The 21,636-nt window shown below is 62.5% G+C and carries 23 protein-coding genes and 1 pseudogene; 12 read left to right on the top strand and 12 right to left on the bottom strand.

The features are described 5' to 3' along the window. Window positions 1–85: 85 nt before the first annotated feature. On the bottom strand, window positions 86–760 hold the full coding sequence (locus ACODSO_RS14470; protein WP_489037447.1) for a hypothetical protein: 675 nt from the start codon (window positions 758–760) through the stop codon (window positions 86–88). A gap of 396 nt (window positions 761–1,156) precedes the next feature. Here ACODSO_RS14470 and ACODSO_RS14465 point away from each other — a divergent pair, with 396 nt between their 5' ends. Further along, window positions 1,157–1,873 (top strand): GAF and ANTAR domain-containing protein, encoded by a 717-nt coding sequence (locus tag ACODSO_RS14465; RefSeq protein WP_489037446.1) that lies wholly within the window; start codon window positions 1,157–1,159, stop codon window positions 1,871–1,873. Between the two features lie 32 nt (window positions 1,874–1,905). On the opposite strand, the gene ACODSO_RS14460 is transcribed toward ACODSO_RS14465, so the two are convergent. After that, window positions 1,906–2,721: a GAF and ANTAR domain-containing protein gene (locus ACODSO_RS14460; RefSeq protein ID WP_489037445.1), complete on the bottom strand. Its 816-nt coding sequence runs from the start codon at window positions 2,719–2,721 to the stop codon at window positions 1,906–1,908. 114 nt (window positions 2,722–2,835) lie between these two features. Between ACODSO_RS14460 and ACODSO_RS14455 the strand changes: the two are divergent. Next, window positions 2,836–3,045: pseudogene (locus ACODSO_RS14455) on the top strand (manganese catalase); the annotation flags it as partial. Window positions 3,046–3,079: 34 nt separating this feature from the next. On the opposite strand, the gene ACODSO_RS14450 reads toward ACODSO_RS14455, so the two are convergent. Next, window positions 3,080–3,331, bottom strand: coding sequence for a DUF6480 family protein (locus tag ACODSO_RS14450; protein ID WP_068370802.1), 252 nt, complete (start codon window positions 3,329–3,331; stop codon window positions 3,080–3,082). A gap of 132 nt (window positions 3,332–3,463) precedes the next feature. On the opposite strand from ACODSO_RS14450, the gene ACODSO_RS14445 reads away from it, so the two are divergent. Further along, window positions 3,464–5,158 carry a SulP family inorganic anion transporter gene (locus ACODSO_RS14445; protein WP_489037443.1) on the top strand — a complete coding sequence of 565 codons (1,695 nt, stop codon included), beginning with the start codon at window positions 3,464–3,466 and terminating at the stop codon, window positions 5,156–5,158. 9 nt (window positions 5,159–5,167) lie between these two features. On the opposite strand, the gene ACODSO_RS14440 is transcribed toward ACODSO_RS14445, so the two are convergent. After that, entirely contained in the window at window positions 5,168–5,593 is a 426-nt protein-coding gene (locus ACODSO_RS14440; protein WP_068370805.1) for an Lrp/AsnC family transcriptional regulator, read from the bottom strand. Between the two features lie 69 nt (window positions 5,594–5,662). On the opposite strand from ACODSO_RS14440, the gene ACODSO_RS14435 reads away from it, so the two are divergent. The 3 genes from ACODSO_RS14435 to ACODSO_RS14425 all read left to right on the top strand — a co-directional run bounded on the left by ACODSO_RS14435 (window position 5,663) and on the right by ACODSO_RS14425 (window position 8,205). Continuing rightward, a complete protein-coding gene (locus ACODSO_RS14435) occupies window positions 5,663–6,304 on the top strand; it encodes a LysE family transporter (protein ID WP_068370808.1) in 642 nt (213 codons plus the stop codon). 78 nt (window positions 6,305–6,382) lie between these two features. Then, window positions 6,383–7,807 (top strand): MFS transporter, encoded by a 1,425-nt coding sequence (locus tag ACODSO_RS14430; RefSeq protein ID WP_489037442.1) that lies wholly within the window; start codon window positions 6,383–6,385, stop codon window positions 7,805–7,807. Next, on the top strand, window positions 7,804–8,205 hold the full coding sequence (locus tag ACODSO_RS14425) for a MarR family winged helix-turn-helix transcriptional regulator (protein WP_068370813.1): 402 nt from the start codon (window positions 7,804–7,806) through the stop codon (window positions 8,203–8,205). Before ACODSO_RS14430 ends, ACODSO_RS14425 begins: the two co-directional genes overlap by 4 nt. Window positions 8,206–8,230: 25 nt before the next feature. Here ACODSO_RS14425 and ACODSO_RS14420 read toward each other — a convergent pair whose 3' ends face one another. Continuing rightward, on the bottom strand, window positions 8,231–8,617 hold the full coding sequence (locus ACODSO_RS14420; RefSeq protein WP_068370816.1) for a VOC family protein: 387 nt from the start codon (window positions 8,615–8,617) through the stop codon (window positions 8,231–8,233). 138 nt (window positions 8,618–8,755) lie between these two features. Then, window positions 8,756–9,652 (bottom strand): universal stress protein, encoded by an 897-nt coding sequence (locus ACODSO_RS14415; protein WP_082897635.1) that lies wholly within the window; start codon window positions 9,650–9,652, stop codon window positions 8,756–8,758. Window positions 9,653–9,881: 229 nt separating this feature from the next. Between ACODSO_RS14415 and ACODSO_RS14410 the strand changes: the two genes are divergently transcribed. After that, the gene (locus tag ACODSO_RS14410) at window positions 9,882–11,468 is read left to right on the top strand and encodes a bifunctional aminoglycoside phosphotransferase/ATP-binding protein (RefSeq protein WP_068370819.1); all 1,587 of its coding nucleotides are present in this window, start codon (window positions 9,882–9,884) and stop codon (window positions 11,466–11,468) included. A 93-nt stretch (window positions 11,469–11,561) separates the two neighbouring features. Here ACODSO_RS14410 and ACODSO_RS14405 read toward each other — a convergent pair whose 3' ends face one another. Genes ACODSO_RS14405 through ACODSO_RS14395 form a run of 3 tightly spaced genes read right to left on the bottom strand, consistent with a single transcriptional unit; the run spans window position 11,562 to window position 13,873 of the window. Continuing rightward, a complete protein-coding gene (locus tag ACODSO_RS14405) occupies window positions 11,562–12,266 on the bottom strand; it encodes a PLD nuclease N-terminal domain-containing protein (RefSeq protein ID WP_082897636.1) in 705 nt (234 codons plus the stop codon). 36 nt (window positions 12,267–12,302) lie between these two features. Beyond that, complete coding sequence (locus ACODSO_RS14400) at window positions 12,303–12,902, bottom strand: Rv1733c family protein (protein WP_068370825.1); 600 nt, start codon at window positions 12,900–12,902, stop codon at window positions 12,303–12,305. A gap of 44 nt (window positions 12,903–12,946) precedes the next feature. Beyond that, window positions 12,947–13,873 carry a universal stress protein gene (locus tag ACODSO_RS14395; protein ID WP_156520231.1) on the bottom strand — a complete coding sequence of 309 codons (927 nt, stop codon included), beginning with the start codon at window positions 13,871–13,873 and terminating at the stop codon, window positions 12,947–12,949. A 135-nt stretch (window positions 13,874–14,008) separates the two neighbouring features. On the opposite strand from ACODSO_RS14395, the gene ACODSO_RS14390 reads away from it, so the two are divergent. Continuing rightward, on the top strand, window positions 14,009–15,010 hold the full coding sequence (locus ACODSO_RS14390; RefSeq protein ID WP_068370831.1) for a zinc-dependent alcohol dehydrogenase family protein: 1,002 nt from the start codon (window positions 14,009–14,011) through the stop codon (window positions 15,008–15,010). A 10-nt stretch (window positions 15,011–15,020) separates the two neighbouring features. Here ACODSO_RS14390 and ACODSO_RS14385 read toward each other — a convergent pair whose 3' ends face one another. Next, on the bottom strand, window positions 15,021–15,248 hold the full coding sequence (locus ACODSO_RS14385; protein WP_068370833.1) for a hypothetical protein: 228 nt from the start codon (window positions 15,246–15,248) through the stop codon (window positions 15,021–15,023). 110 nt (window positions 15,249–15,358) lie between these two features. Here ACODSO_RS14385 and ACODSO_RS14380 point away from each other — a divergent pair, with 110 nt between their 5' ends. Then, window positions 15,359–16,285: a universal stress protein gene (locus ACODSO_RS14380; RefSeq protein ID WP_068370874.1), complete on the top strand. Its 927-nt coding sequence runs from the start codon at window positions 15,359–15,361 to the stop codon at window positions 16,283–16,285. Window positions 16,286–16,436: 151 nt separating this feature from the next. Here the strand turns inward: ACODSO_RS14380 and ACODSO_RS14375 are convergent, their stop codons facing one another. Together ACODSO_RS14375 and ACODSO_RS14370 are read right to left on the bottom strand one after the other, a co-directional pair. Next, window positions 16,437–17,330, bottom strand: coding sequence for a universal stress protein (locus ACODSO_RS14375; RefSeq protein WP_068370839.1), 894 nt, complete (start codon window positions 17,328–17,330; stop codon window positions 16,437–16,439). Window positions 17,331–17,491: 161 nt separating this feature from the next. Then, window positions 17,492–19,138 carry an HAD family hydrolase gene (locus tag ACODSO_RS14370; RefSeq protein ID WP_489037441.1) on the bottom strand — a complete coding sequence of 549 codons (1,647 nt, stop codon included), beginning with the start codon at window positions 19,136–19,138 and terminating at the stop codon, window positions 17,492–17,494. Window positions 19,139–19,428: 290 nt separating this feature from the next. Here ACODSO_RS14370 and ACODSO_RS14365 point away from each other — a divergent pair, with 290 nt between their 5' ends. The 3 genes from ACODSO_RS14365 (at window position 19,429) to ACODSO_RS14355 (ending at window position 21,630) form a co-directional block, all read left to right on the top strand. Continuing rightward, window positions 19,429–20,334 (top strand): universal stress protein, encoded by a 906-nt coding sequence (locus tag ACODSO_RS14365; RefSeq protein ID WP_197480637.1) that lies wholly within the window; start codon window positions 19,429–19,431, stop codon window positions 20,332–20,334. Window positions 20,335–20,414: 80 nt separating this feature from the next. Beyond that, the gene (locus tag ACODSO_RS14360) at window positions 20,415–21,080 is read left to right on the top strand and encodes a BON domain-containing protein (RefSeq protein WP_197480638.1); all 666 of its coding nucleotides are present in this window, start codon (window positions 20,415–20,417) and stop codon (window positions 21,078–21,080) included. Window positions 21,081–21,090: 10 nt separating this feature from the next. Then, window positions 21,091–21,630: a flavodoxin family protein gene (locus ACODSO_RS14355; protein WP_068370850.1), complete on the top strand. Its 540-nt coding sequence runs from the start codon at window positions 21,091–21,093 to the stop codon at window positions 21,628–21,630. Window positions 21,631–21,636 lie beyond the last annotated feature (6 nt).

Here is a 21,636-nt window from a genome sequence, read left to right as displayed (position 1 = left end):
CCCGACCCATCTCGACTACCCCATTCGAGCCGACTCACACCAATGCCTGCGTATCGACGTCGTCCGGCCGTCGGTGTTCGAGCCTTCAGCGGTACGCATCGGCCAGAACGACGCGGGCAGCGTCGGCAAGGGCGTATCCATGACGATCTGCCCGAAGCCGCAGATCCTCGTCTGCGTCCTGCAGAACTGCACCCTGCGCAACCAAGACACCGAGAGCCTGATCGACAGTCCTCCGATCGTCGAGATCGATTGTCTCGCTGTATATCTCCGAGTCGTTTGCCCACAGGTGGACGTCGAGCTTCACCACGTCCGGATCCAGTCTGAGCACGAAGACTACGTCTGCGGCCATGTCCACGAACGCTCCCGGAGCGCCCGCCAACAGCAGAAGCTCCGAACCCACCGTCGCGTGCGACTCCGCAGGCAGTGGTATCCACACCGAAGCCTGCACGGAATCACTGCCACTTCCGGTCGTCGCGGCAACTGTGAACGGGTAGTCGTCGACCCACACCGTGAGAGTCACCGAGACCAACGACTCGACCGACTCCTCGGCAGCGGAAACCAATTGCTGCAGAAGGACGCCAAGATCGATGGCTGGATCGGCACACACCTCGGTCAGCGAGTCGAGGGCGAGAGCCAAATTCGAGGAAATCTCCACGAGAGCATCCGAGGCGACCCGACCGCCGGTCATTCTTCTGGACTGCACACGCTCGAACGAGAATGCGACGCGTCGACGCGAGCGACGGGTCGGGACCCGCCCCATAGATGTCGACACCTTGACCCTACGCGGACCGAGAGCACTTCGGTAGAGACCAAGTTCGGGACAGCTCGACAGTGCCCGCGCCCGCTTGACAGAACCGGACATCGGGTATCAAATTGAGGGGCTGAGCACACAGCCGAACCGGGATCGACGCCCTCGCCGCAAGGTCATGTCGTCGACAGATTTCTTCTTCGCCCGGGTTCTGACCGCAGCGCGGGCTATACACCGTCGCTTCGTGGCTTCCAGGGCTATCGCGCACCAATCGGGACATGCCGAAGGACAGCTGTCCACGAAACGCGCCTCAGCTCGGAAAGCGGGGACTCCTTGTCGACCGAATTCGCACACGCACCATCAGCATTCGCCCGAACCCTCGACCCGCTGACACAATTGGAGCCAGGTATGGTCCAAGGGGTCGACTCGGGCCCGGACCTCAACGGACGGACCGTTGGCGCCGATGCGCAGGCGTTGGCACAAGCTGCCCTGGATCTGTACACCCAACGCTCCAGCATTCAACTCACCTCCGAAGCTGTCACGACCGCCGCAGTGCGGTTGATCCACGGGGCCGACGGCGCGTCCGTAGCTCTACTAGCCGGCAACGGCACAGTGCGATCGAACGTATCTACCGACGCACTCGCAGCCGCCATGCAAGGTATCCAGGACGACGTCGGCGAAGGTCCTACCCGCCAATCGCTGCGCACCAGGGAAACAGTTCTGGTGTGCGACTTACGCGGCGAAACCCGTTGGACGAGATTCACTTCCGCGGCTGTCGACAATACGGAGGCCAGGTCGGTGCTCGCCCTGGCCTTGTGTGCGGGCACCGATGTACTCGGTGCACTGACCGTGCATTCCCGCGCGATCGGTGCGTTCTCGGCTCACGCGGTCGCCGGGGCCACCGCGCTGGCAGCGCACTGTGCCCTGGCTCTGATGACCTCCACCCACGAGGAACAGTTCGCCCGCGCGCTCGCATCTCGAGATGCGATCGGGCAGGCAAAGGGGATGATCATGGAGCGCTACAACATCGATGCACAGCAAGCCTTTGCGATGTTGTCGACCATCTCGCAGAACACGAATACCCCGGTCAAGGTTTTAGCCGAGCGCCTTACCTCCCGCAGATAGATCGACGACGGATAGTTCGACGACGCGCCTCGTCACGCTTTGCGGCGTGCCTGGGCGCGTCGCTGGGCGTCGTCGAAAATTGCCTGTGCAACCTCGGACAGCTTCATGTTGTCCTTCTGACTCATCACACGTAGCTTTGCGAATGCTTCGGTGCTGGAGCAGCCGCTTCGGCTGACGATAATGCCGATGGCATGGTCGATGACCTTGCGATTGGTCAGTGCCTTCTCGAGCTGGTGTGTCAGCAGCAAGGCGTTGGACAGCGTCCTGGCGTTCTGCACCGAGACGGCGGCGGGTACCGCGAACAACTCGCCTAGCGCAACAGCACGCTCGTCGAATGCGTTCTTGTCGTGCGCGTAGACGTTCATCGCCCCGAGCACGCCGTCGGCCGCGATGAGCGGCAGCGACAGGACACTGTGCACACCCAACCGTCCGACACGCGGTCCGAAACGTGGCCAGTTCCCGTCGCCGCCGAGCGAGTTGGATCGAACCGTCCTGCCCTCTGCGGCTGCCGTGATACACGGCCCCTCACCAAGGGTGTACTGGATGGTGTCGACCTCCACGACGAATTCGGCGGTAGCGACGATCGTGTCGCGACGGTCACCGTGCTGCAGGGTCAACCCGGCGCCGTCGGCACCCGGTATCGCATTGACTGCGAACTCTGCAATATGGGTGAGCATCTGCGGAAGCGTCAGGCTGTTCATTGCCAGCCCAGAGAGTGCGGTCAAGCTGTCTCGCAGGTCGTCGATCTCGTTGACTTCGGCTGAACGGACTCCGTTACCGTTCGTGCTCAGATCGATGTTCTGAGCACCGTAGTGGTTCGGGCTGTCTGCGAAGTCGTCGCGGGCCATGAGCGTCCTCTGATCGGTTTACGCACGCGCGCATCCGCGAGACGTGTGTTCTCAGTCCAGCGTAGCCCTGAGTATGGAGGCGCGGACGGGGAATTCTCGGCCACAGGCGGATAGGCGAATCGGCTGGCACCCGACGGCAAGCGGCAGATGGGATTCCTCGCCGACCCGCAACCCCTGGGCGACAATGCGTCTGCACCGGTACCTGACCCAAAGCTGTACTCCACCTACGACGGCCCTAAGGGCGATCCGAGGTCAGCGGCCCTCGGGACCGAGAAGGGCGTAATGGGCAAGATCAAGGACGCTCTGGACCCGGACGAAAGCTGATTCGATCGGACCCGCGTCCGTTCGGACGTCGGGTTCAGAAGAGGCCGAAAATGCGGCCGATCAGACCTGCCGCGATTACGACGGCGAGCAAACCCACCAGGCTGATGGCGATGATCGGCGCGGCCAGGGTGCGCTGCGGTGGTTCGTGTTGCGGGCCGCCGACGCTCGATTCTGCGGGAGGAGTGTCGCCCTGCACGACGCTGCCACCCGACTCCAGCCCTGCGGTGTTGTCCGGTTCGGGGTTTTGCGGTTCGACACTTGCGATCTCGGGCTCATGTTCGGTCATCGACTTCGGTTACCCCAGGTGACCGCACTCAACCACGATCGTGCGCGGAGTCTCTGCCTCCAACATTCCGTAGTGCGAATTGTTCCCCTGCTGTTCATGTTGCGGCCTGGTGGTCCACGATTCAATTCAAGGGTGAAGCTCATTCCACCGTCGTTGCGAGGGTATCGACGAAGTTGGCTCGGCCGTGACGTGCTCGCCGGGGGGACGCTGGCGGCGATCGCCATCCCGGAAGTGATGGGATACACCTCTATTGCCGAGACACCGATTGCGTCCGGGCTGTACACGATCATCTTCCCAACGATCGCGTTCGCGCTGTTCTGCTCGTCGCGTCTGTTGGTCGTCGGCGCGGACTCCGCTACCGCTGCGATCCTTGCCGCCGGGATCACCGGTCTCGGAGTCGCCGGACTGTCCCCGAATACCGAAGAATGGCTGGCCTGGGCCTCGCTCACTGCTCTCGCGTGCGCGCTGATGTTGTTGGTGGCTCGCATACTTCGACTCGGGTTCCTCGGCGACTTCCTCAGCACTGCCGTTCTGGTCGGGTTTCTCACCGGTGTCGGTGTGCAGGTACTGACCGAGCAAATCCCCACAATGTTGGGTCTGCCTGACGCACAAGGCCACTGGCTACGCCAACAATGGGCAACCCTGACCGATCTCGCCGACGTGAATTGGCGCGACGCGGCCTTCTCCTTCGGCACCCTCGCAGTGATCGTCGCATGTAAGCGGAGTGCCCCGTCGATTCCCGGTGCGATGGTCGCCGTGGTTCTCGCGATCGTCGCTTCGAACTACTTCGACGCCTCAGCTCATGGCGTCTCGGTAGTCGGCGCCATGACCGGCGGACTCCCTACACCAGGCTTACCGTCGTCCGTCAGCCTCGAACAAGGAATCGGCGTTCTGTCCATCGCATTTTCGTGCTTCATTCTCATCGTGTCCCAATCAGCCGCAACTTCACGCAGTTATGCCATGAAGCGCGGCGAGCGAGTGAACGTCAACCAGGACATCCTCGGGTTGTCGATGGCCAACCTGACCGCAGGGGCAACCGGAACCTTCGTCGTGAACGGCAGCCCGACCAAGACAGAGGTCCTCGCCGAACACCACGGCCGAACGCAGATCGCGAACATCACCATGGCCCTCTGCGCTCTCGGAGTTGCGCTGTTCGCCACCGGACTCCTCGAACAAATGCCGCTGTCGGTGCTCGCGACGGTTGTCTTCCTCATCGGCATCGGCCTGGTCAACGTCACCGGTCTTCGACGAATTCGAGCCTGGCGACGAAGCGAATTCTTGATCGCCGCCACAACAGCCGCTGTTGTCGTACTGGTCGGCGTCGAACAAGCGGTTATTCTCGGCATCGCATTGTCCATCGCCGAACTCGTCCGCCGTCAATATCAACCGGCACGTTTCGTCATGGATCGGGACGACTCGGGCAATGCACGCTATGTCCAGGCGAAGCTTGGACTTCAGAGCGCACCCGGATTGCTCGTCTTCCGGTACGGCGCTGACCTGTTCTATGCCAACGCAAGTCGTTTCACAACCGAAGTGGAAGCTCTCGTTGCTGCAACTCCCGACCCGCTGCACTGGATGGTGCTCGATTGCTCGTCGATCAACGACATCGACTACTCCGCGGGCGAAGCCCTGAGCGGCTTGGTCGACTACGTCCACGCTCACAACATTCACTTCGCGCTTACAGGCCTCGACCCGGCATTGACACGAGTACTCACCGAGTACGGCGTGTACGGCAAGATCCGACCCGACCGAATCTTCTCCTCTGCCGACGAGGTCTTCGCCGCATACCAGCAAGGCTCAGCAGACGGGAACCAGCCTCGCATGTGAACGGCAGGGTCAGCGGGCGCGCAGCGCAACTCGTGTCTGTGTCTGTGCGGCTCCACACTCGCTCTTGAGTCGGCGTAGCAGCAGATCCAACGCACCGGTATCGGGGACGTACGCCCGCAACAGGTAGTCGTACGGGCCGGTCATGTGGATTGCCTCGACGACCTGACGCACGAGCTCGATCCGCGTGGTGAAGGTGTCGTAGTCGATCGCTGGATCGAGGCGGACGTCGATGAATACCTCGAGGCCGCCACGAGGACCGCCTGCGCTCTGCCCTTCGAGAAGGGTGTAGCCGAGGATCACGCCCTCGTTCTCCAGCTTTCGAACCCGCGCAGCCGTGGCGTTGGTGCTGAGTCCGACCATACGGCCGAGCTCACTGAACGAACACCGGGCATTCTCCCGTAGAAGCCCGAGAATATGCTCGTCTACGCTATCCATAGCCAGTAGATTAACTGCTGGGCCGCGATTCCGTCGGCGCCCTCGAAGTCGACTCCGCACAGTGGTCACATGGTGAATGACATATGGACCCCGGCAGCCGCAGGCGTCCTTGCCGGTCTCGGCATTGCCATGCCGATGGGCGCAATCGCGGCGCTGTTACTGCGCGAGGGGCTGGTCAACGGGTTCCGGGTGGGGGCCTCGGCGGCGGCGGGAGTAGCAACGGTCGACGTCGCCTATTGCACCGTCGCTACGCTGACCGGCGCGACATTCAGTCGCGCAATCGATGATCATCGCGGAGCCTTTCTGCTCGCGTCGGGAGTGTTGATCGTTGCCATCGGAATCAGGCAGCTGCGTCAGGGGCTGAAGCAGCGTCAGCGAGCAGCTGAGGAGATCGACCGAGTCTCTGCGGCTAGGGCATTCGCCCGTTTCGTCGGACTCACCGCGATCAACCCGATCACCCTGGTGTATTTCGTCGCGCTCTCCGGCGCTGTGACGGTCTCCGGCGGTTCGTGGGTCGGGGCGGCCGTGTTCGTCGTCGCGGTCGGCGCGTCCTCCCTCTCCTGGCAACTCCTCCTGGCGGGGGTGGGTTCACTCTTCGGCGCATCGGTGAGCCTGAGGGCGACTCGCACCGTCGGCGTCATCGCTTCGCTTCTCGTCGTCACTTTGGGTGCTGTGGTCCTGGTCAACGGCGTCGACGCACTCGGACACTGATCCTCGAGGTTGCGCGCCTGCGGACTCCAGTTACATACTTGAGCTAATAGTTGTAGAACTACAAGCATTAGGATCGCCGTGGATGAGTTGACCAAGCACCGCCGCTATCTCGTGTTGGCGATCTGTTGCTCGAGCCTGTTCCTCGTCAGCATCGACAACACGATCGTCAATGTCGCGCTTCCCTCGATCCGCGCCGATCTGAACGCATCGGTCGCCGGCCTGCAGTGGATCATCGATGCGTACACACTCGTGCTCGCCGCGTTGTTGATGCTCGGCGGTTCGAGTGCGGATCGGTTCGGCCGCAAGCGCTTCTTCATGATCGGCACCGCAACGTTCGTGCTGGGATCGCTACTGTGCAGCGTTGCACCGTCGCTGGGATGGCTTGTTGCCTTCCGGACGCTGCAAGCCGTCGGCGGTTCGATGATGAACCCCGTCGCGATGTCGATCATCACCAATACCTTCACCGATCCCAAGGAGCGAGCCGGGGCCATCGGCGTCTGGGGCGGCGTCGTCGGCATCTCCATGGCCGGCGGTCCGCTGATAGGTGGGGCACTCGTCACCTCGGCAGGATGGCAGTCGATCTTCTGGGTGAACGTCCCGATCGGGCTGGTCGCGCTGTTCATGACCTGGAAGTTCGTGCCCGAGTCGAAAGCAGCGCACGCACGCCGCTTCGACCCGGTCGGCCAAGTCCTGATGATCGTGCTGCTCGCGAGCCTGGTTTTCACGATCATCGAGGCGCCTGCAGAGGGATGGTCGTCGACGGTGATCCTCGCGTCGGCCTCTATTGCTGTTCTGTCGCTTCTCGGGTTCCTCTACGTGGAATCACGACAGAAGGAGCCGCTGGTCGAACTGGGATTCTTCCGCTCCGTTCCGTTCTCCGGAGCAACGGTAATCGCTGTGTGCGCGTTCGCGTCTCTCGGCGGCTTCCTGTTCCTCAACACGCTGTATCTGCAAGATGTGCGCGGCTTTTCGCCGTTGCATGCCGGGCTGTACACCCTACCGATGGCATTGATGACACTCGTCTTCGCTCCGATCTCCGGGCGGATCACCGGCTCCCGCGGACCGCGGTTCTCGCTCGTGGTGGCAGGCGTCGGGTTGACCGTGTCGTCGATCATGTTGACGCAGTTGGGTCCCGACACCTCATTCATGTGGCTTGCGTTGTCGTACATCGTCTTCGGGATAGGCTTCGGCATGGTCAATGCTCCGATCACGAACACAGCCGTATCGGGAATGCCGCGCAGCCAGGCGGGAGTAGCGTCGGCGATCGCCTCGACGAGCCGACAGGTCGGGCAATCACTCGGCGTCGCGGTAGTGGGCTCGATCGTCACCGCCGGATTGGTAGGCAGCTTCGAGGACGGTTTCGTCGACGCGGCCCAACCTGCGTGGTTCGTGATGCTGGCCGCGGGTGTGACCGTGCTGGTACTCGCGGTGCTGACGACCGGCCATTGGGCACGGGGAACCGCACAGCGCGTCGCAGACCGGGCGCCGGAGTTGGTCTCGTGAGCGCAGAGGACATCTGGTCGGATATCCGGACCCTCGTGTTCGACAGAGCCGATCCGCACGGAGCTGTCGTGACTGCCACCGGCATCAGCTTCTTCAAGTGCAAAGTGTTGCGAAGACTGCAGACAGGCCCCCTGTCGGCGGGCGAACTCGCGAAACTGATCGGTTCGGATCCGCCGTACATCTCGATCATGCTGCGCGAGTTGGAATCTCAGGGCTACCTGCTGCGGACCGAGGACCCCCAGGACCGGCGTCGACGCCTCGTCGAGCTGACCGATCAGGGACGGGAGGTCGCCCAACGCGCAGACCGCGCTCTCGCGGCGCCACCGGCCTCGTTTTCGACGCTGTCCGCGGACGACCTGGCACACCTTCGGCGAATCGTTTCGACGCTGGTCGAGTGAGTCCAGTTCACGGAACCCTCTGATTTCACGGAGCCGTCTGGTTCAGAAACCAGCGGTGGCCGAACGGATCGACGAACACGGCCACCCGGCCGGCGGGCGGACTGTCCTCGGGGCCGCGCACCATTGTCGTCCCGGTCGCGGCTATTCGTGCTGCAGATGCGTCGACGTCGGCGACCATCAGATGTAGCGTCACCGCCGCCCCACGAGTCGGGTCGGGGGCGGCCACTCCAGCCGAGTCGAACTGATCGGACATCATCCAGCGCGCGTCGCCGATCGCAAGCTCGCAGTGGCCGATTCGACCGTCGTCCATCACGATCGGCTCGTAGGTGACCTCGGCGCCCAGCGCGGCGATGTACCAGTCGATCGCGGCTCGGCAGTCTGCGACGCAAAGGTAGGGAGTCAGCTGATTCACTTCGTTTCTCCTGTTCGTAGGTGCTGGCTACGACCCCTACGCTAGGGCCTCGTGGCACGTCGGGACCACGTCTCGGCCGAATACGACGGTGTCATCGTCTGGTCATGACCGGGAAGTGATTCTTCCGCACAACAAGATTCAGTGATTCACCAGCACCGGACACAGAGAGTGGTGGATCAGATTCTGACTGACCGAACCGAGCACTGAACCGAGCAATTTGGAGTGAGCGCCACTACCGACGACCACGAGACGAGCGTCTGCCGACAGCGCACAAAGATGCTTCGCAGCAGAACCCTCGACCGACCGCAGCGTGGTGTCCACGTCTGGAAACTTCTCGTGTAGCGGACCCACGAGTTCGCGAAGTGTCCGAATCCGTTCCGCACGAATCCGTTCCCAGTCGACGACGGCGCCACTGTAACCGAGTCCCACTTCTCCGACTATCTGCCACACGTTCACGGCAATGAGCGGTGCGTCGAACGCGCGAGCGTATTCGAACGCCGTCAACACTGCCTGCCTGGACTCCTCGGACTCGTCCACTCCAACCACGACCGGCCGCCGACCCTCGCTCCGGGACTCGTGCGGGTGCTTGCTCCGCCACACCAACACCGGTGACTTCGCGGCATTGCAGATCTTGATCGTATTGCCGCCGAGTACGAGATCGCTGATCGCATTGTGTTTGCTGCTGCCGAGTACCACCAAGGACGCGGTCTTCGACGCCGATGCCATGAAGGTAGCGATGGGTTTGCGAGTGATGACGGTGTCCACACTCACGGTTGGGGCATGCCGGCGTACGAGGGTTTCGGCAGCATTCAGCGCTTCGCGACCGATCGTGTTCAGCTGCCCGAGAAGGATATCTTCGCTCGCCACTGCTGCGGCGACGATGTACCACTCGACGTCCGGCAAACCGTGCACCAGAACGATGGGAATGTCAGTCATGGCAGCGTAGTCCGCAGCCCACGCGCACGCCTGCAGGGCATCGTCGGATCCATCGATCCCTACGTAGATCGCCATCTGCCGATCGTCCAGGTCGTTCATAGGTCGTTCCTTCCGTGGTCGAGGTGCTGAATCCGGCGCAGACCGCTCCGATCCACGGGTCGTTTCTCCGACGCTTCGCTTCACACCCAGTCTTCATCGAACTCTCCGTGCGCCGTCCACACGCCTGACTTACGTCCCCGATACAGGTGACCTAGGTCAGCTGTGCCCTCGGCTGGACCGTCGTAGCGTGTGCCAGCAACAGTCGGCGACCCCGTACGGAGGCTTTTCCATGACCGAACTCGACCAGCCAACTCCAGAGGGGACCGACTCCCACTACAAGGCAACAGGTTCGGCTGTCGTCCGCGAAACACATTCGGCATATGTGTTCCTACTCGACACAGTTGCGTACAAGAAGAAGAAGTCGGTTCGAACCGACTTTCTGGACTTCAGCTCCGTGGATTCTCGATGGTCGGCTCTCGATCGCGAGTACACCTTGAACTGTCGATTCGCGCCGGAGGTCTACATGGGTATCGCCGAACTGACCGATCCCGCCGGTGGCCCCGCTGAACCTCTTCTGAAGATGCGCAGACTCCCGGACAGCGCAAAATTGTCGACCCTTGCGGCCGCTGGGACCGACCTGACCGACTATCTGTCCGACATTGCACGCATCGTCGCCTCCGTCCATTTGCATAGCCCCCGCAACGAGACGATCAGTCATGAAGGCACCCGCGAAGCTCTTCGCGGTCGCTGGCATGCGAACCTGCACGAACTCCGGGCATTGTCCCCCGGCATCATCGATGACACTGTTCTCGACGCCATCGAGGTGCGAAGCGCGCGGTACATCGACGGCCGCGGCGCTCTCTTCGACGCTCGAATCGCTACTGGGCATGTGGTGGACGGCCACGGAGACCTTCTCGCCGACGACATATTCTGTATGCCCGACGGCCCTCGAATACTCGACTGCCTCGACTTCGACGATTCCCTGCGCTACCTGGACGGAATCGATGACGCTGCATGTCTTGCAATGGATCTCGAATACCATCATCGACCGGACGCAGCACACGCCTTCCTCGACGCCTACCTCGAGGCCGCGTGCGATGCTCCACCTGCGTCACTCGTGGATCACTACATCGCGTACCGAGCGACGATGCGAGCCAAAGTCGCATGCATCCGTGCACTGCAGGGTTGCTCCGAGTCGAAAGCCGACGCATCGGACCACGCCCAGCTGGCCCTGAAGCATCTGGAGGCGGCGACGGTGACGTTGACCTTGATCGGCGGGCTTCCGGGCACTGGAAAATCGACTCTCGCGACAGCACTGGCGGACAAAGTTGCCGCAGTTGTCCTTTCCAGTGACGTCGTCCGAAAGGAACTCGCCGGGTTCGAGCCGTCCGATCCACATCCCGCGGCAGTGGGACATGGTTTGTACACACCCAGCATGACCGACCATGCCTACGCCGAATTGCTGCAACGGGCACGGACCGAACTGGCAGCGGGCCGTTCGGTGATCGTCGACGCTTCGTGGTCCGACCCCAGCATGCGAGAGCGCGCGCGACTGGTTGCGGCGATGAGCTGCGCCGAACTTGTCGAACTGGAATGTTCAGCACCGGCAGCGACCTCTCTGCACCGGATCGAAACTCGGAAATCCCATGTGTCCGACGCAACCCGCGAGGTCTACGACGCAATGGCGCGGACCAGGAAAGCATGGCCCACCGCTGCCGGTATCGATTGCTCCCACACCGTCACGGAATCGGTGGAGGCTGCATACGCACAGTGGAGATCAGTGGTTCGTGGCCCACTGTCGTTGGAGGAGGGCGCGTCGGAGGAGGGCGCACAGCCTCGCACAACACCGTCCACCATGGAATCCGCTGTCCACTGAACGAGTGCATGTCGACAACATGAAAGCGTCGCCGCCCATGATCAGCCGGGCGGCGACGCAGTCGAAAGTTCGTGCTCTGTGCTCGCGATCTTCTCAGTCGACGATCGCATTCGATGTCCGACGGCCGTCCTCACCCAACAAGGCCGACACCTCACTCGATTGCACCTCATGTCGGCACCCATCTGCATCCAATTCGACGTAGAAGGGATCGTAGCCTCGCGGATCTGCACCCCGGTCGCCCGTACTCCGACGCTCGAACACGCGCGCTTGCGGCCACCGCGCGACCACTGCCGACCGCAGAGCGATTCCCTCGGGCGCAGTTCCTCCGACTGGGCCGTACTCCCCGATCACCGCAGCCTGCACCGTCCCGCGCACCGATGCCGTCGTCACCGGAAACACGACCGGTGACTCGCTGTCGGGAACATCGATCGTGATCGTCTCCGACTGAATCTGCACCCGAGAATCAGGGGCTTCGCCACCGATCACCCCACCACCGGTCCCGTGTGCCGATTCCTCGACATCGGTTGCATTGTCTTCATCATTTTCTTGGTCATCGATCGACGGCGGCAGCGGAGTACGCCGTCGGCCGAACACGAAGTATGCAAGCGGTCCGACGAAGTTGACGCAGATCACCAGTGCCCAGATTCGCTTGCTTCCCAGTATTTGATCGCGTCCACGTCGTGCGAGGTCGGCCCATGCCGCGGCGGCAAGCGCGAATTGGATCGCTGCCAGCACGAGGACCACGCTGCGATCGCGTCGACACATCTCGTTCCAGCTACCTGGGTTTCGTTGGAACATTCAACACTCCTTTTCCTCGACCTCTCCAGTGCAGCATTACCATTCGATATTTCGACCGTGTTGCTCGTCGAAAGTGGACCAATCGGTTTCCCACTGGCGCATTCGCTGACGGTTACCCAATCTCCACATCGCAACGACGCCCGCCCACGCAATCACCGATCCGGTGAACCACACGGCCAGCGCGACAACCACTCCGATACCCGCAGCCTCCACGCCGGTCGTCGGCGCCGGAAGCTGCTCGCCTCGAGAGTCGATCCAGATCAGCACAGTGTCACCGACCACGGCATCGGAATCGACTTGGACGCTCCCCGAGCGTTCGCCACCATCCGGCGCTGTCCACGTCGCAGGAGCCGACGCACGCACGGGCACGGCTGGTTCCTGCATCGAATCCCGCTGTAGCGGTAGGCCGGTCACAGTTGCCAGGGTTTGTGTCGCGGTCGCCCGTTCTTGCGCAGCACGCGTGTTCACATCGGAATACGTCACGGAGCCGAAGGTCGCTGCCATCGGAACAAGAAGCAGCGAAAAGACCACCGCGAGGACAGCGACAGCGCTGTCGCGACGGTCACTTCGCCGGACCAGTGGATGCTTACTCCACGGCGCGCGAGCCAACCAGAATTGCATGATCGCTCCGCTCATCGTCGCCACCCTCCTTCGTCTCCACACCGGCGCATATCAGCTGCTCAGATTCGTGGCGCGCGGCAAATCATGACCGGAACCTTCGCGTGGTAAAGAAGGTTCCGGCTGGTCGAACCAGCCAGTGCACCGAGAAGCCCGCTGTGGCCCCTACTGCCGACGACGATGAGCTGCGCGGCATCGGAGACGTGCATCAACGTTCCGGCTGGGTTGGCATCGCGCAGTATCCGTTGTACGGCCACCTCGGGATATTGTTCGCTCTTTCCAGCCAGACCTTCGGCCAGCACGGCTGCTTCTGCGGCCTTCACCGCGTCCCAGTCGAGCATCAACGGAATCTTGAATACTCCCGCCGTCAACACGCCGCTCCACGTGTGCACCGCAATGACAGGAGCTCCGAAGGCCGCTGCGAAGCCGAATGCCTCGTCGACAGCCTGGGTGCTCAGCTCGCTGCCGTCGACCCCGACGACGACCGGACCACGCCCTGGTTCGTCGCCCACCGCACCTCTCCACACGACGACAGGGCAACCCGCTTGGTCGACCACGTATTGGGTCGTGGATCCGACCAGGGCACCACCCACCGAACCCAGCCCTGATTGCCCCACGACCAGTAGCCGAGCGTGATCCGACGCGTTCAGCAGAGCACGGGCCACGAAGTCGCCCGATATCTCGGTGCTGACCTCGATATCGGGGCACCAGGCCAACGCAACCTTCTCCGCCTCGTTGGCGATCGCACCCGATGCGGCCAGCATCCGTCCGTCCCAGTCGCCGGCGCTCGACAAGTCGAATTCGCGGTATGCGGAGAGCGTGAATTCCATCGCGCACAGGATGTGCAGAGGCAAGTTCAGCCGTGAGGCCACCGAAGCGGCCCACTGAGTTGCACCGAGCGAATTCGCCGAACCGTCCACGCCCACTACGATCCTTCGATGATTGGCCAGCACCGTCATCGTCGTCCTCCCGTTCACGGTGGTGACCACTCGACAATGCTCACCGTGACTTCAGTGTCGCCCCCTCGCGAGTCGCACTACCAGAGGAGAAGTACTCGCAGCGCACCGGATTCGCGGTGACCTTCGACCCTGGTACCGGCGCCGAAACTCCCCGAGGCTGCACAGATGAAAGCCTGGCGTGTGACGCAGCCCTGTTCGGTGGATGACAGCCCGCTCATGCTGTCCGACGAACCCACTCCCCGACCCGACACCGGGGAACTGCTCCTTGCCGTCGACGCGTGCGCCGTGTGCCGTACCGACCTGCACGTGATCGAGGGCGACCTGCCGGTTCACCACCCCAATGTCGTGCCGGGACACGAGATAGTGGGCACCGTCGTTGCTGTCGGACCCGGAACCCTCACGCGTCACCGTGTGGGTGACGTAGTGGGCGCCGCGTGGCTGCGATCGACCTGCGGATCGTGCATCTACTGTTCGAGCGGACGTGAGAACCTATGTCGTGCTTCGTTGTACACCGGGTGGGACCGAGATGGGGGCTTTGCCGACTTCACCCTGGTTCCCGCCGACTACGCCCTGACACTGCCGCGCGGGTACAGCACGGTCGAACTGGCACCGTTGTTGTGCGCGGGCATCATCGGCTATCGCGCTCTCGCGGCCGCCGACGTCCCGCGTGGTGGCAGCCTCGGGTTGTACGGGTTCGGAGCGAGTGCACATATCGTTGCGCAGCTCGCCATGTCGGACGGTGCCCGCGTGCACGTCATGACCCGCGACCCCGCCGCACAGACCCTGGCAGAATCGTTGGGGGCGGCCTCCGTGCAGGGAGCATACGACGCACCACCCGAGCGCCTCGATTCGGCGATCGTGTTCGCGCCCGTCGGAACGCTGGTGCCTTGTGCGCTCGAAGCGCTCGAATCCGGCGGAACCGCAGTCTTGGCCGGAATTCACATGTCCGACATTCCTGCTCTGAACTACCAACAGCATCTCTTTCACGAGAAGCGACTACGTAGCGTCGAGTCGAACACCCGTGACGACGCCCGCGAATTCCTCGCGCGGTGCGAAAGAGACAGAATCCAGATCGCGACCACGTCGTACGCGTTCGACCAGATTCCCACCGCGCTTCGCGATCTTCGACACGGGCGGTTCGCCGGGGCAGCAGTTGTGACGATGTGAATCAACGCATCTAGGAGGAACCTGTTCGGCCGTGTCGTGCTGCCCGGAAGGTGACGACGGCGAGAACGAACATCGCAAGTGCGGACGCGCCTACAACTACACCCCACCCGGTCATTCCCGATGCGAAGACAGTGAGACAGATCCCGACGGCCGCGATGCCCGCCACGATCAGTATCTCGGTGAGCACGTTCTCGAGCTCGGTGATCGTGGATCTATGGGATGTGATGTTTCCATTCATGTCGATCCTCCTGTTGTCGAACGATGACTTCGACTGTGCACCGCGCCGTCGTGGTCGGTCAGTGCCAAAAGTCCCTATTCTCGGTCAGCACGGCACCGCACGATGGAGCCATGATCGATCCTGTTTCCGACCTCGAGTCCACGACTGTCGTCGGCGTAGACGGCTCGGCTTCCGCTCACAACGCAGTCAGGTGGGCAGCCACCGACGCTGCCGCCCGAAAGACGCCCATGCTGCTCGTCTATGCGGGTGTCGGGAAGAGTGGCACATCACTTTCTGCCGCAGTCAATCTTCGCGCCGGCACGACGACGAACGCACGCGCACACGCGCGAGAGGCTCTCGCGACCGCACGGGCCATCGCACGCTCCGCTGTGGATGACGACCTCGACGTCCGGATTGTCCTCGAGAGCGCACCCCCGGCCGAAACTCTCATCCGCTACTCCGAATCTGCGCGAATGCTCGTCCTGGGCTCGCGTCGACAGAGCGCGGTGGCTCGTGCAGTGCTCGGTTCGGTCAGCAGCGTCGTCGCCGCTCACGCCCGGTGCCCAATTGCAGTGATTCCGGAGAACTACGCGGTCCGATCACCCGGTCCTGGGGCAGGTCCGGTCGTCGTGGGCCTCGACCATTCATCGAACGACGATGCAGTGCTCGGAACGGCTTTCGATCAAGCATCACACCTGGGCGCATCTCTGCGCGCAGTGCATGCTTGCGAAAAAACGGACCCTGCAGCACTTTTCAGTGAATATGTCGAGTACGGTCCCCGCCTGGACCCCACAAGCGGACCGAAACGATGGATCGACCGACTCCTCGCGACGTGGGGAGAGAAGTACGCCTCAGTCGACTTCACGACACACATCGCGACAGAGCGCCCGTCCCAAGCCTTGTTGAACAACGCACGTGATGCCCAACTGGTCGTTGTCGGCGCCCGCAGCCGCGGAGCCATCCCACCACTGCGCATCGGATCGACCAGCCGCGCCGTGCTGCATCACGTCGACATACCCGTCATCGTGGTACCAGCCGTCATGGGTCGCGAATCATGATCAAAGATGTGGCGACCCGGATCGCGGAAACCCCGGTTGGGGTGATCGTGACAGCTGTCAGTGCAAGTGTCGTGGTCACAAGCCTCCTCGTGGGCAAGACCCTCGTGGACGAGTTCGCCGACCGCATCACGCGACGCCGCCGCGCGCGTGATCAACGAACGATCAACACCGCAGATTCAGCGTGATGCAGGAGATTCTGGCTCACCGACCCCAGCGCCGCACCGCGCAGGGTGCCACGGCCACGAGACCCGACCGCAACGATCAGGGCCTTGGACGACAGCGCCTGCAACCCTCGCGCTGGTGACGAACTCGCGCTCACGGTCGACAGCTTCACGTCCGGGAACTTGTCGCGCATCGCGGAGACGTGTGTGTCCAACCAGAGCTTTTCTTCGGTACGAACCTTGTCCCAGTCGATGTAACCGGCCGCGAATCCGATGCCGGCGAAACCGACGCCGGTCTGCGCGGCGAGCCCCCAGTAGTTTGCCCCGACAAGCGGCGCACCGAGCGTGTGCGCCATGTCGAGTGCGGTGGAAAATGCCCGATCTGACTCGCTGCTGCCGTCCACCCCGACCACGATGGGTCGCAGGTCGCTGCCCGACCCGGCAGCCGATCGCCAGACCAGCACTGGGCTCTGCACGTGGTTGACAACACGAATGGTGTTGCTGCCGAGAAGTAGGTCTCGAGCTGCATTCGTCCGCGGAGTACCGAGTACCACCAGTTTCGAGGGAATCGCCGCGAGGACTTCAGGCAAGGTTCCATCTGCGCTGACTTCCTCGACGACAACGCCGGGCGCGGCAGCCGTTGCCTCCGCTGACGCGCGTGCGAGATACTCGTGGCCGGCTCGTCGAAGATCGTCTTCCAGAGCCCCGCCATCGACGAATGCTGCCGAACCGTACCAATCTCCATCCGGGACAACGTGAACCAACCGGAGAGGAGCATCGATCAGTCGGGCATATGTTGCCGCCCAACACGCGGCTGCCCGCGATCCGTCGGAACTGTCGATGCCTACGACAACCGGTAGTACCCGTTCACCTGTATCGTTCATAGCTCTCTCTCAATGCGCATCGTGACGGCTCCGACCTCGCGACGCAGGGCGTCACCGAGTTCGATGTGATTGCTTTGAAAGGCTATGCCGGTCACCGCGCGTGAAGGAGGGCCATCCGTCTGCAATACAAGGACCAACGTCCCGCAATCGACGCTGCAGCCTCAGAGGTAGCGCTCTTCGACGGCGGTGAGGACATGGCGTCGTATTCGTTCGAGATCGGCTGCTCGGTGGGCCTGCAGTTGGTCCTCCCATTCGGCAACCTGCGATGCCAACTCGCGATCACCGATCGTGCCTTCGAGCCACCGCGAAAAATCTCGTCGCTCCAGGTGATACTCCAACACTTCGGAGTTCAGTCGGCTCAGGTGCATTCGGAATTGCGCGATGTTCTCGGCGACTGCGGGGCCGTCGCCGGTGTTCCGGAAGTAGAAGCAGCGGTCCCCTGGCAAGGAGGTGTCCTCGTACTTTCGGCGATGTCGCACATGGGTGGTGTGTCGACTGGCGACGAAGAACGATGTCGGTGCGGCCCAACCGAATTGTATGCTGGCTCGCCACGACGCCTTCGGCACCCGTTCGACGGGACGGGCTTGTGCCACACAGTTGATCAGAATGTCCGACTTCTCGACGTCGGCCGAGGGCATGAGTCCCGGACGCCACGACGACAGAAGATACCCTCCGCGTCTCATCCATGGCTCTTCGTCGTCTTCGCGGAGAAGGTGCGCTTCGTCGACCACGACCCAGTGCGGAAATCCTTTCTCCTCACGTTGCACCTCGGCGGCCACCCGCAGCCGTTGCATATACGACGGCTTCTGATCCTCCGGTAGCGCCGACAGATCGACGACAGCACTGGACCAAGGAGAAAGGAGGGTCTCGACCAGATCTCGGGGCTCGGGCAAGGCGCTGCGGGAGTCGACGACACGCACCTGATGCAGTTGATGCAAGGGCGCGTGATCACCCTCGGGGTCGATCACAAGTACACAGTATCCCGCCTCGATCCACCGTTCTGCCATGAGCCCGACGAGATAACTCTTCCCGCAACCACTCTCACCGGAAACGACTATTCGCGCTTGACTCCCAGGCACTTTCGTCGGAGTATCGTCGTCGTAGAAGCCGATCTCGATCCAACGACGAGGCGGACACCACCGTTCCGATCCGGTCATGAACGGACCGGCCACCAGACTTGCGATCCCGACCCCGTTCGCCACGCCCAGCACCATGTCTGCGTGGCGACGTACGGAGGGAACCGCGTTGGCGACCGCGATACCGACTTCGGCCACGTCGAACATCGCCATGTCGTTTTCAGCATCCCCGATTGCAATCGTGTTGTGCGAGGACAGGTTCATTTCCGACAGCACTGCGGCGAGACCTGTTCCTTTGGTGACCCCTGCGGGAAGCACCATCAGTTGCCCGCGATTGTGAATCATCTGCGTGTCCAATCCGCGACTGCCGATGATATCGAGAACGTCGCCGGCATGGACTGCGTCGGTTGCCAGCAACACTTCCCCACGCCGATTGGGGATGTGCTTCGCGTCGAGCGCGAGCGCAACTTCCCGGTCCACGGGTGGTGCCAACAATCTGGTTCGCCCACCCACCACTGTTACGGCCCCGTTCTCGAAGACCATTGCGTCGAAGGCCTTCTCGATGTCCGGAAAACCCGCGAGTAGTTCGACTCGAATTCGGCCGGTCACCAAGATTCGAACGACGCCGTCCTGACGAAGTCGATCGAGCGCGTGCAACACTGTCACCGACATTGCGCCACCGTCTGTCACGGTGCCGTCGAAGTCGGTGGCGACCACCCGGATGAAGCCCATTCGTTACTGCCCTTCACATCGATGACGGACTGCCCGGTCGGGCCATCCCGACAGCGGAGAATGTGCACATTCTCCGCCGCCCGATGGGGTGCCCGCAGGGTCGGTGGACCTTGATCGTGGAGAACTTTCGCCCTTCTCTCTGCCTGTTGTCTGCGAGGACGGCGCGCCCGGCGATGCAAGGACCTTGGACCCTTCAAGAAGGGACGTTCGGCGTCAGCCGCGACGACTACCCCGTATGTACGGTCGCAGTCGACACCACCACATACGACCGAGAGCCAACGGAGACGACCATGGCCAGTGCGCAAACGCCTTCCTCAGTAGTAGTCGGAACCGACGGCTCGACCGCAGCACTGGATGCTGTTCGGTGGGCAGTTCGGGAAGCTTCCGCGAGACGGGTACCGCTGAGAATCGTGCATGTCGCGCCGCGTCACGACCTGGATCCGGTCTTCGGCGCCCCGGACGTGGACCGCGACTACGGCAACGCAGCGTTGCTGGCAGCAGCGGCTGCTGCGGCCGAAGAACCCAATTCTCCCGTCGTGGAACCCGTCTACAGACAGGGCACCCCAGAATCCGTGCTGCGCCACGAAGCCGTGTCCGCGAGCCTGTTGGTGGTCGGCTCGGTAGGAATCGGCATGCTGGGCTCACTTGTCCTCGGATCGACAGCGGCCGAACTCGCAGCTACCGCGCCGTGTCCGGTAGCAATCATCAAGTCTTACCGCACCGCAGTCTCGACCGACGAGCACAACGCACTGCCCGTAGTTGCCGTGCTCGCCGGAACGGACGACGTATGGGAAGAGTGGGACTCGATAGTCGAGGCAGCAACCGCAGAAGCTCGGATTCGCAGAACTTCGATGATCATCGCGTCCTCCGACGAAGCAGGCGACACGGACGGCGGCCTGGAACGGCGCATCACTCGATGGCAAGCGCAGACGCCCGACGTCCGAATCGATTCCATCAGCCAAGACGGCGCACTCGCAACATTGGCTGTGTCACTGTCCAAGGCTGCCCAACTGACCGTAGTGGGCCCACCGGAACACGATCGGCTACCGCTCCTGGGAATCACCGGACGGACGGTGCATCAGCTTCTCTTCCACTCGGACAGCCCATTGATGATCTGTCGTTCTCATCCCGTCGGACCCGGTCTGGCTGCGAGCACGGCCCGGTCTACCGCAGGAGTGACCGCGGCCCATCAGTGAACACGACAGGGTGACCACTGCTGCGGTGTGAGGGACCAATGACCCTTGGAACCGAATGCGACGTGCCCGACCATCGGATCATGACGACAACACACATCAGCGACGCAGAAATCAAGGCCCGCGTCGAGCTGGAGCTGCATTGGGCCCCTGAGCTCGACACCACTCACATCGGGCTCGCCGTGACCGATGGCAGCGTGACGCTTTCCGGCGAGGTCGCGGACTTCTCGCAAATCGAGATTGCCGAACGCGCCGCGTGGAAAGTTTCCGGGGTCTCGGCAGTCGCCCGTGAAATGAATGTTCGAAACGAAGTCGGCCCTGTGAACGACACCGATATCGCCCGTGACGTAGCCACAGAGCTGGACAGAAATTCAGATGTACCGACGGACTCGGTGCACACCACAGTCACTCACGGATGTGTGTTCCTGACCGGAATCGTGCTCTGGGACTTCCAACGCGCCGCAGCCGAAAGTTCGGCTGCGAACGTGCACGGAGTTCGCAAGGTGAGCAACATGATCGAGGTCAGCCCCCGCGCCGCGGCGGAGCATGTCGCCCGACATGTCGAGGCAGTACTCGAGCACGCCGCGCGAGTGGCTGCCCAGCACATCTCTATCTCGACCGACGGCGGTGGAAATGTCATTCTCGAAGGCACTGCTCGCTCCATCGCCGAAAGCGACGAGATCTGCAGGGCAGCCCGAGAGGCGCGCGGCGTCGAGACAGTTCAGAACCGACTTCACGTCATCGATTGAAAGGCACACCATGAACACGTTGGTGATCTATGAATCCATGTACGGCAATACCAGACTCATCGCCGAAGCCATTGCCAGGGGATTGCAACACAGCGGCACTGTCGATGTCGTACCAGCATCCCATGCGCGAGAATGTGACATCGCTACGTACGCTCTTCTCGTCGTCGGTGGACCTACCCACGTGCACGGGATGAGTCGGTTGCGAACGCGCGATGCGGCGATCGTGGCCGCATCGCGACCGGACAGCACAGTGCACCTCGAAGCCGGAGCATCGAGTGCGGGCCTACGGGAATGGTTGTCCACGTTGGCTCCGTCGCCCAACGGACTGGCGGCCGCGTTCGACACTCGAATCGACAAGTCGCCGTTCCTGACCGGCCGCGCATCGAAGGTGATCGCTCGAAAGCTCCGTCGTGTTCATCTCGACATCGTCGCTCCTCCCGAGAGCTTTCTGGTCGATGCAGAATCGAATCTGAAGGCACACGAAGTCGAACGTGCCGAGCAGTGGGGGCAGTCGCTGGCTGCGAAAGCCGCCCAGCTCAGTACGAATTGAGGCGAT

The sequence above is a fragment of the Rhodococcus sp. FG69 genome, assembly GCF_057808915.1.
The sequence above is the reverse complement of the archived record's forward strand: the minus strand, read 5'-3'. Positions and strand labels throughout refer to the sequence as shown.

Excerpts from the sequence above, each read along its gene's own strand:
- ACODSO_RS14470 (WP_489037447.1), bottom strand. The coding sequence starts at position 760 with ATGGGGCGGGTCCCGACCCGTCGCTCGCGTCGACGCGTCGCATTCTCG.
- ACODSO_RS14465 (WP_489037446.1), top strand. The coding sequence starts at position 1,157 with ATGGTCCAAGGGGTCGACTCGGGCCCGGACCTCAACGGACGGACCGTT.
- ACODSO_RS14460 (WP_489037445.1), bottom strand. The coding sequence starts at position 2,721 with ATGGCCCGCGACGACTTCGCAGACAGCCCGAACCACTACGGTGCTCAG.
- ACODSO_RS14450 (WP_068370802.1), bottom strand. The coding sequence starts at position 3,331 with ATGACCGAACATGAGCCCGAGATCGCAAGTGTCGAACCGCAAAACCCC.
- ACODSO_RS14440 (WP_068370805.1), bottom strand. The coding sequence starts at position 5,593 with ATGGATAGCGTAGACGAGCATATTCTCGGGCTTCTACGGGAGAATGCC.
- ACODSO_RS14435 (WP_068370808.1), top strand. The coding sequence starts at position 5,663 with ATGGTGAATGACATATGGACCCCGGCAGCCGCAGGCGTCCTTGCCGGT.
- ACODSO_RS14415 (WP_082897635.1), bottom strand. The coding sequence starts at position 9,652 with ATGAACGACCTGGACGATCGGCAGATGGCGATCTACGTAGGGATCGAT.
- ACODSO_RS14410 (WP_068370819.1), top strand. The coding sequence starts at position 9,882 with ATGACCGAACTCGACCAGCCAACTCCAGAGGGGACCGACTCCCACTAC.
- ACODSO_RS14405 (WP_082897636.1), bottom strand. The coding sequence starts at position 12,266 with ATGTTCCAACGAAACCCAGGTAGCTGGAACGAGATGTGTCGACGCGAT.
- ACODSO_RS14400 (WP_068370825.1), bottom strand. The coding sequence starts at position 12,902 with ATGAGCGGAGCGATCATGCAATTCTGGTTGGCTCGCGCGCCGTGGAGT.
- ACODSO_RS14390 (WP_068370831.1), top strand. The coding sequence starts at position 14,009 with ATGAAAGCCTGGCGTGTGACGCAGCCCTGTTCGGTGGATGACAGCCCG.
- ACODSO_RS14385 (WP_068370833.1), bottom strand. The coding sequence starts at position 15,248 with ATGAATGGAAACATCACATCCCATAGATCCACGATCACCGAGCTCGAG.
- ACODSO_RS14380 (WP_068370874.1), top strand. The coding sequence starts at position 15,359 with ATGATCGATCCTGTTTCCGACCTCGAGTCCACGACTGTCGTCGGCGTA.
- ACODSO_RS14375 (WP_068370839.1), bottom strand. The coding sequence starts at position 17,330 with ATGAACGATACAGGTGAACGGGTACTACCGGTTGTCGTAGGCATCGAC.
- ACODSO_RS14370 (WP_489037441.1), bottom strand. The coding sequence starts at position 19,138 with ATGGGCTTCATCCGGGTGGTCGCCACCGACTTCGACGGCACCGTGACA.
- ACODSO_RS14365 (WP_197480637.1), top strand. The coding sequence starts at position 19,429 with ATGGCCAGTGCGCAAACGCCTTCCTCAGTAGTAGTCGGAACCGACGGC.
- ACODSO_RS14360 (WP_197480638.1), top strand. The coding sequence starts at position 20,415 with ATGACGACAACACACATCAGCGACGCAGAAATCAAGGCCCGCGTCGAG.
- ACODSO_RS14355 (WP_068370850.1), top strand. The coding sequence starts at position 21,091 with ATGAACACGTTGGTGATCTATGAATCCATGTACGGCAATACCAGACTC.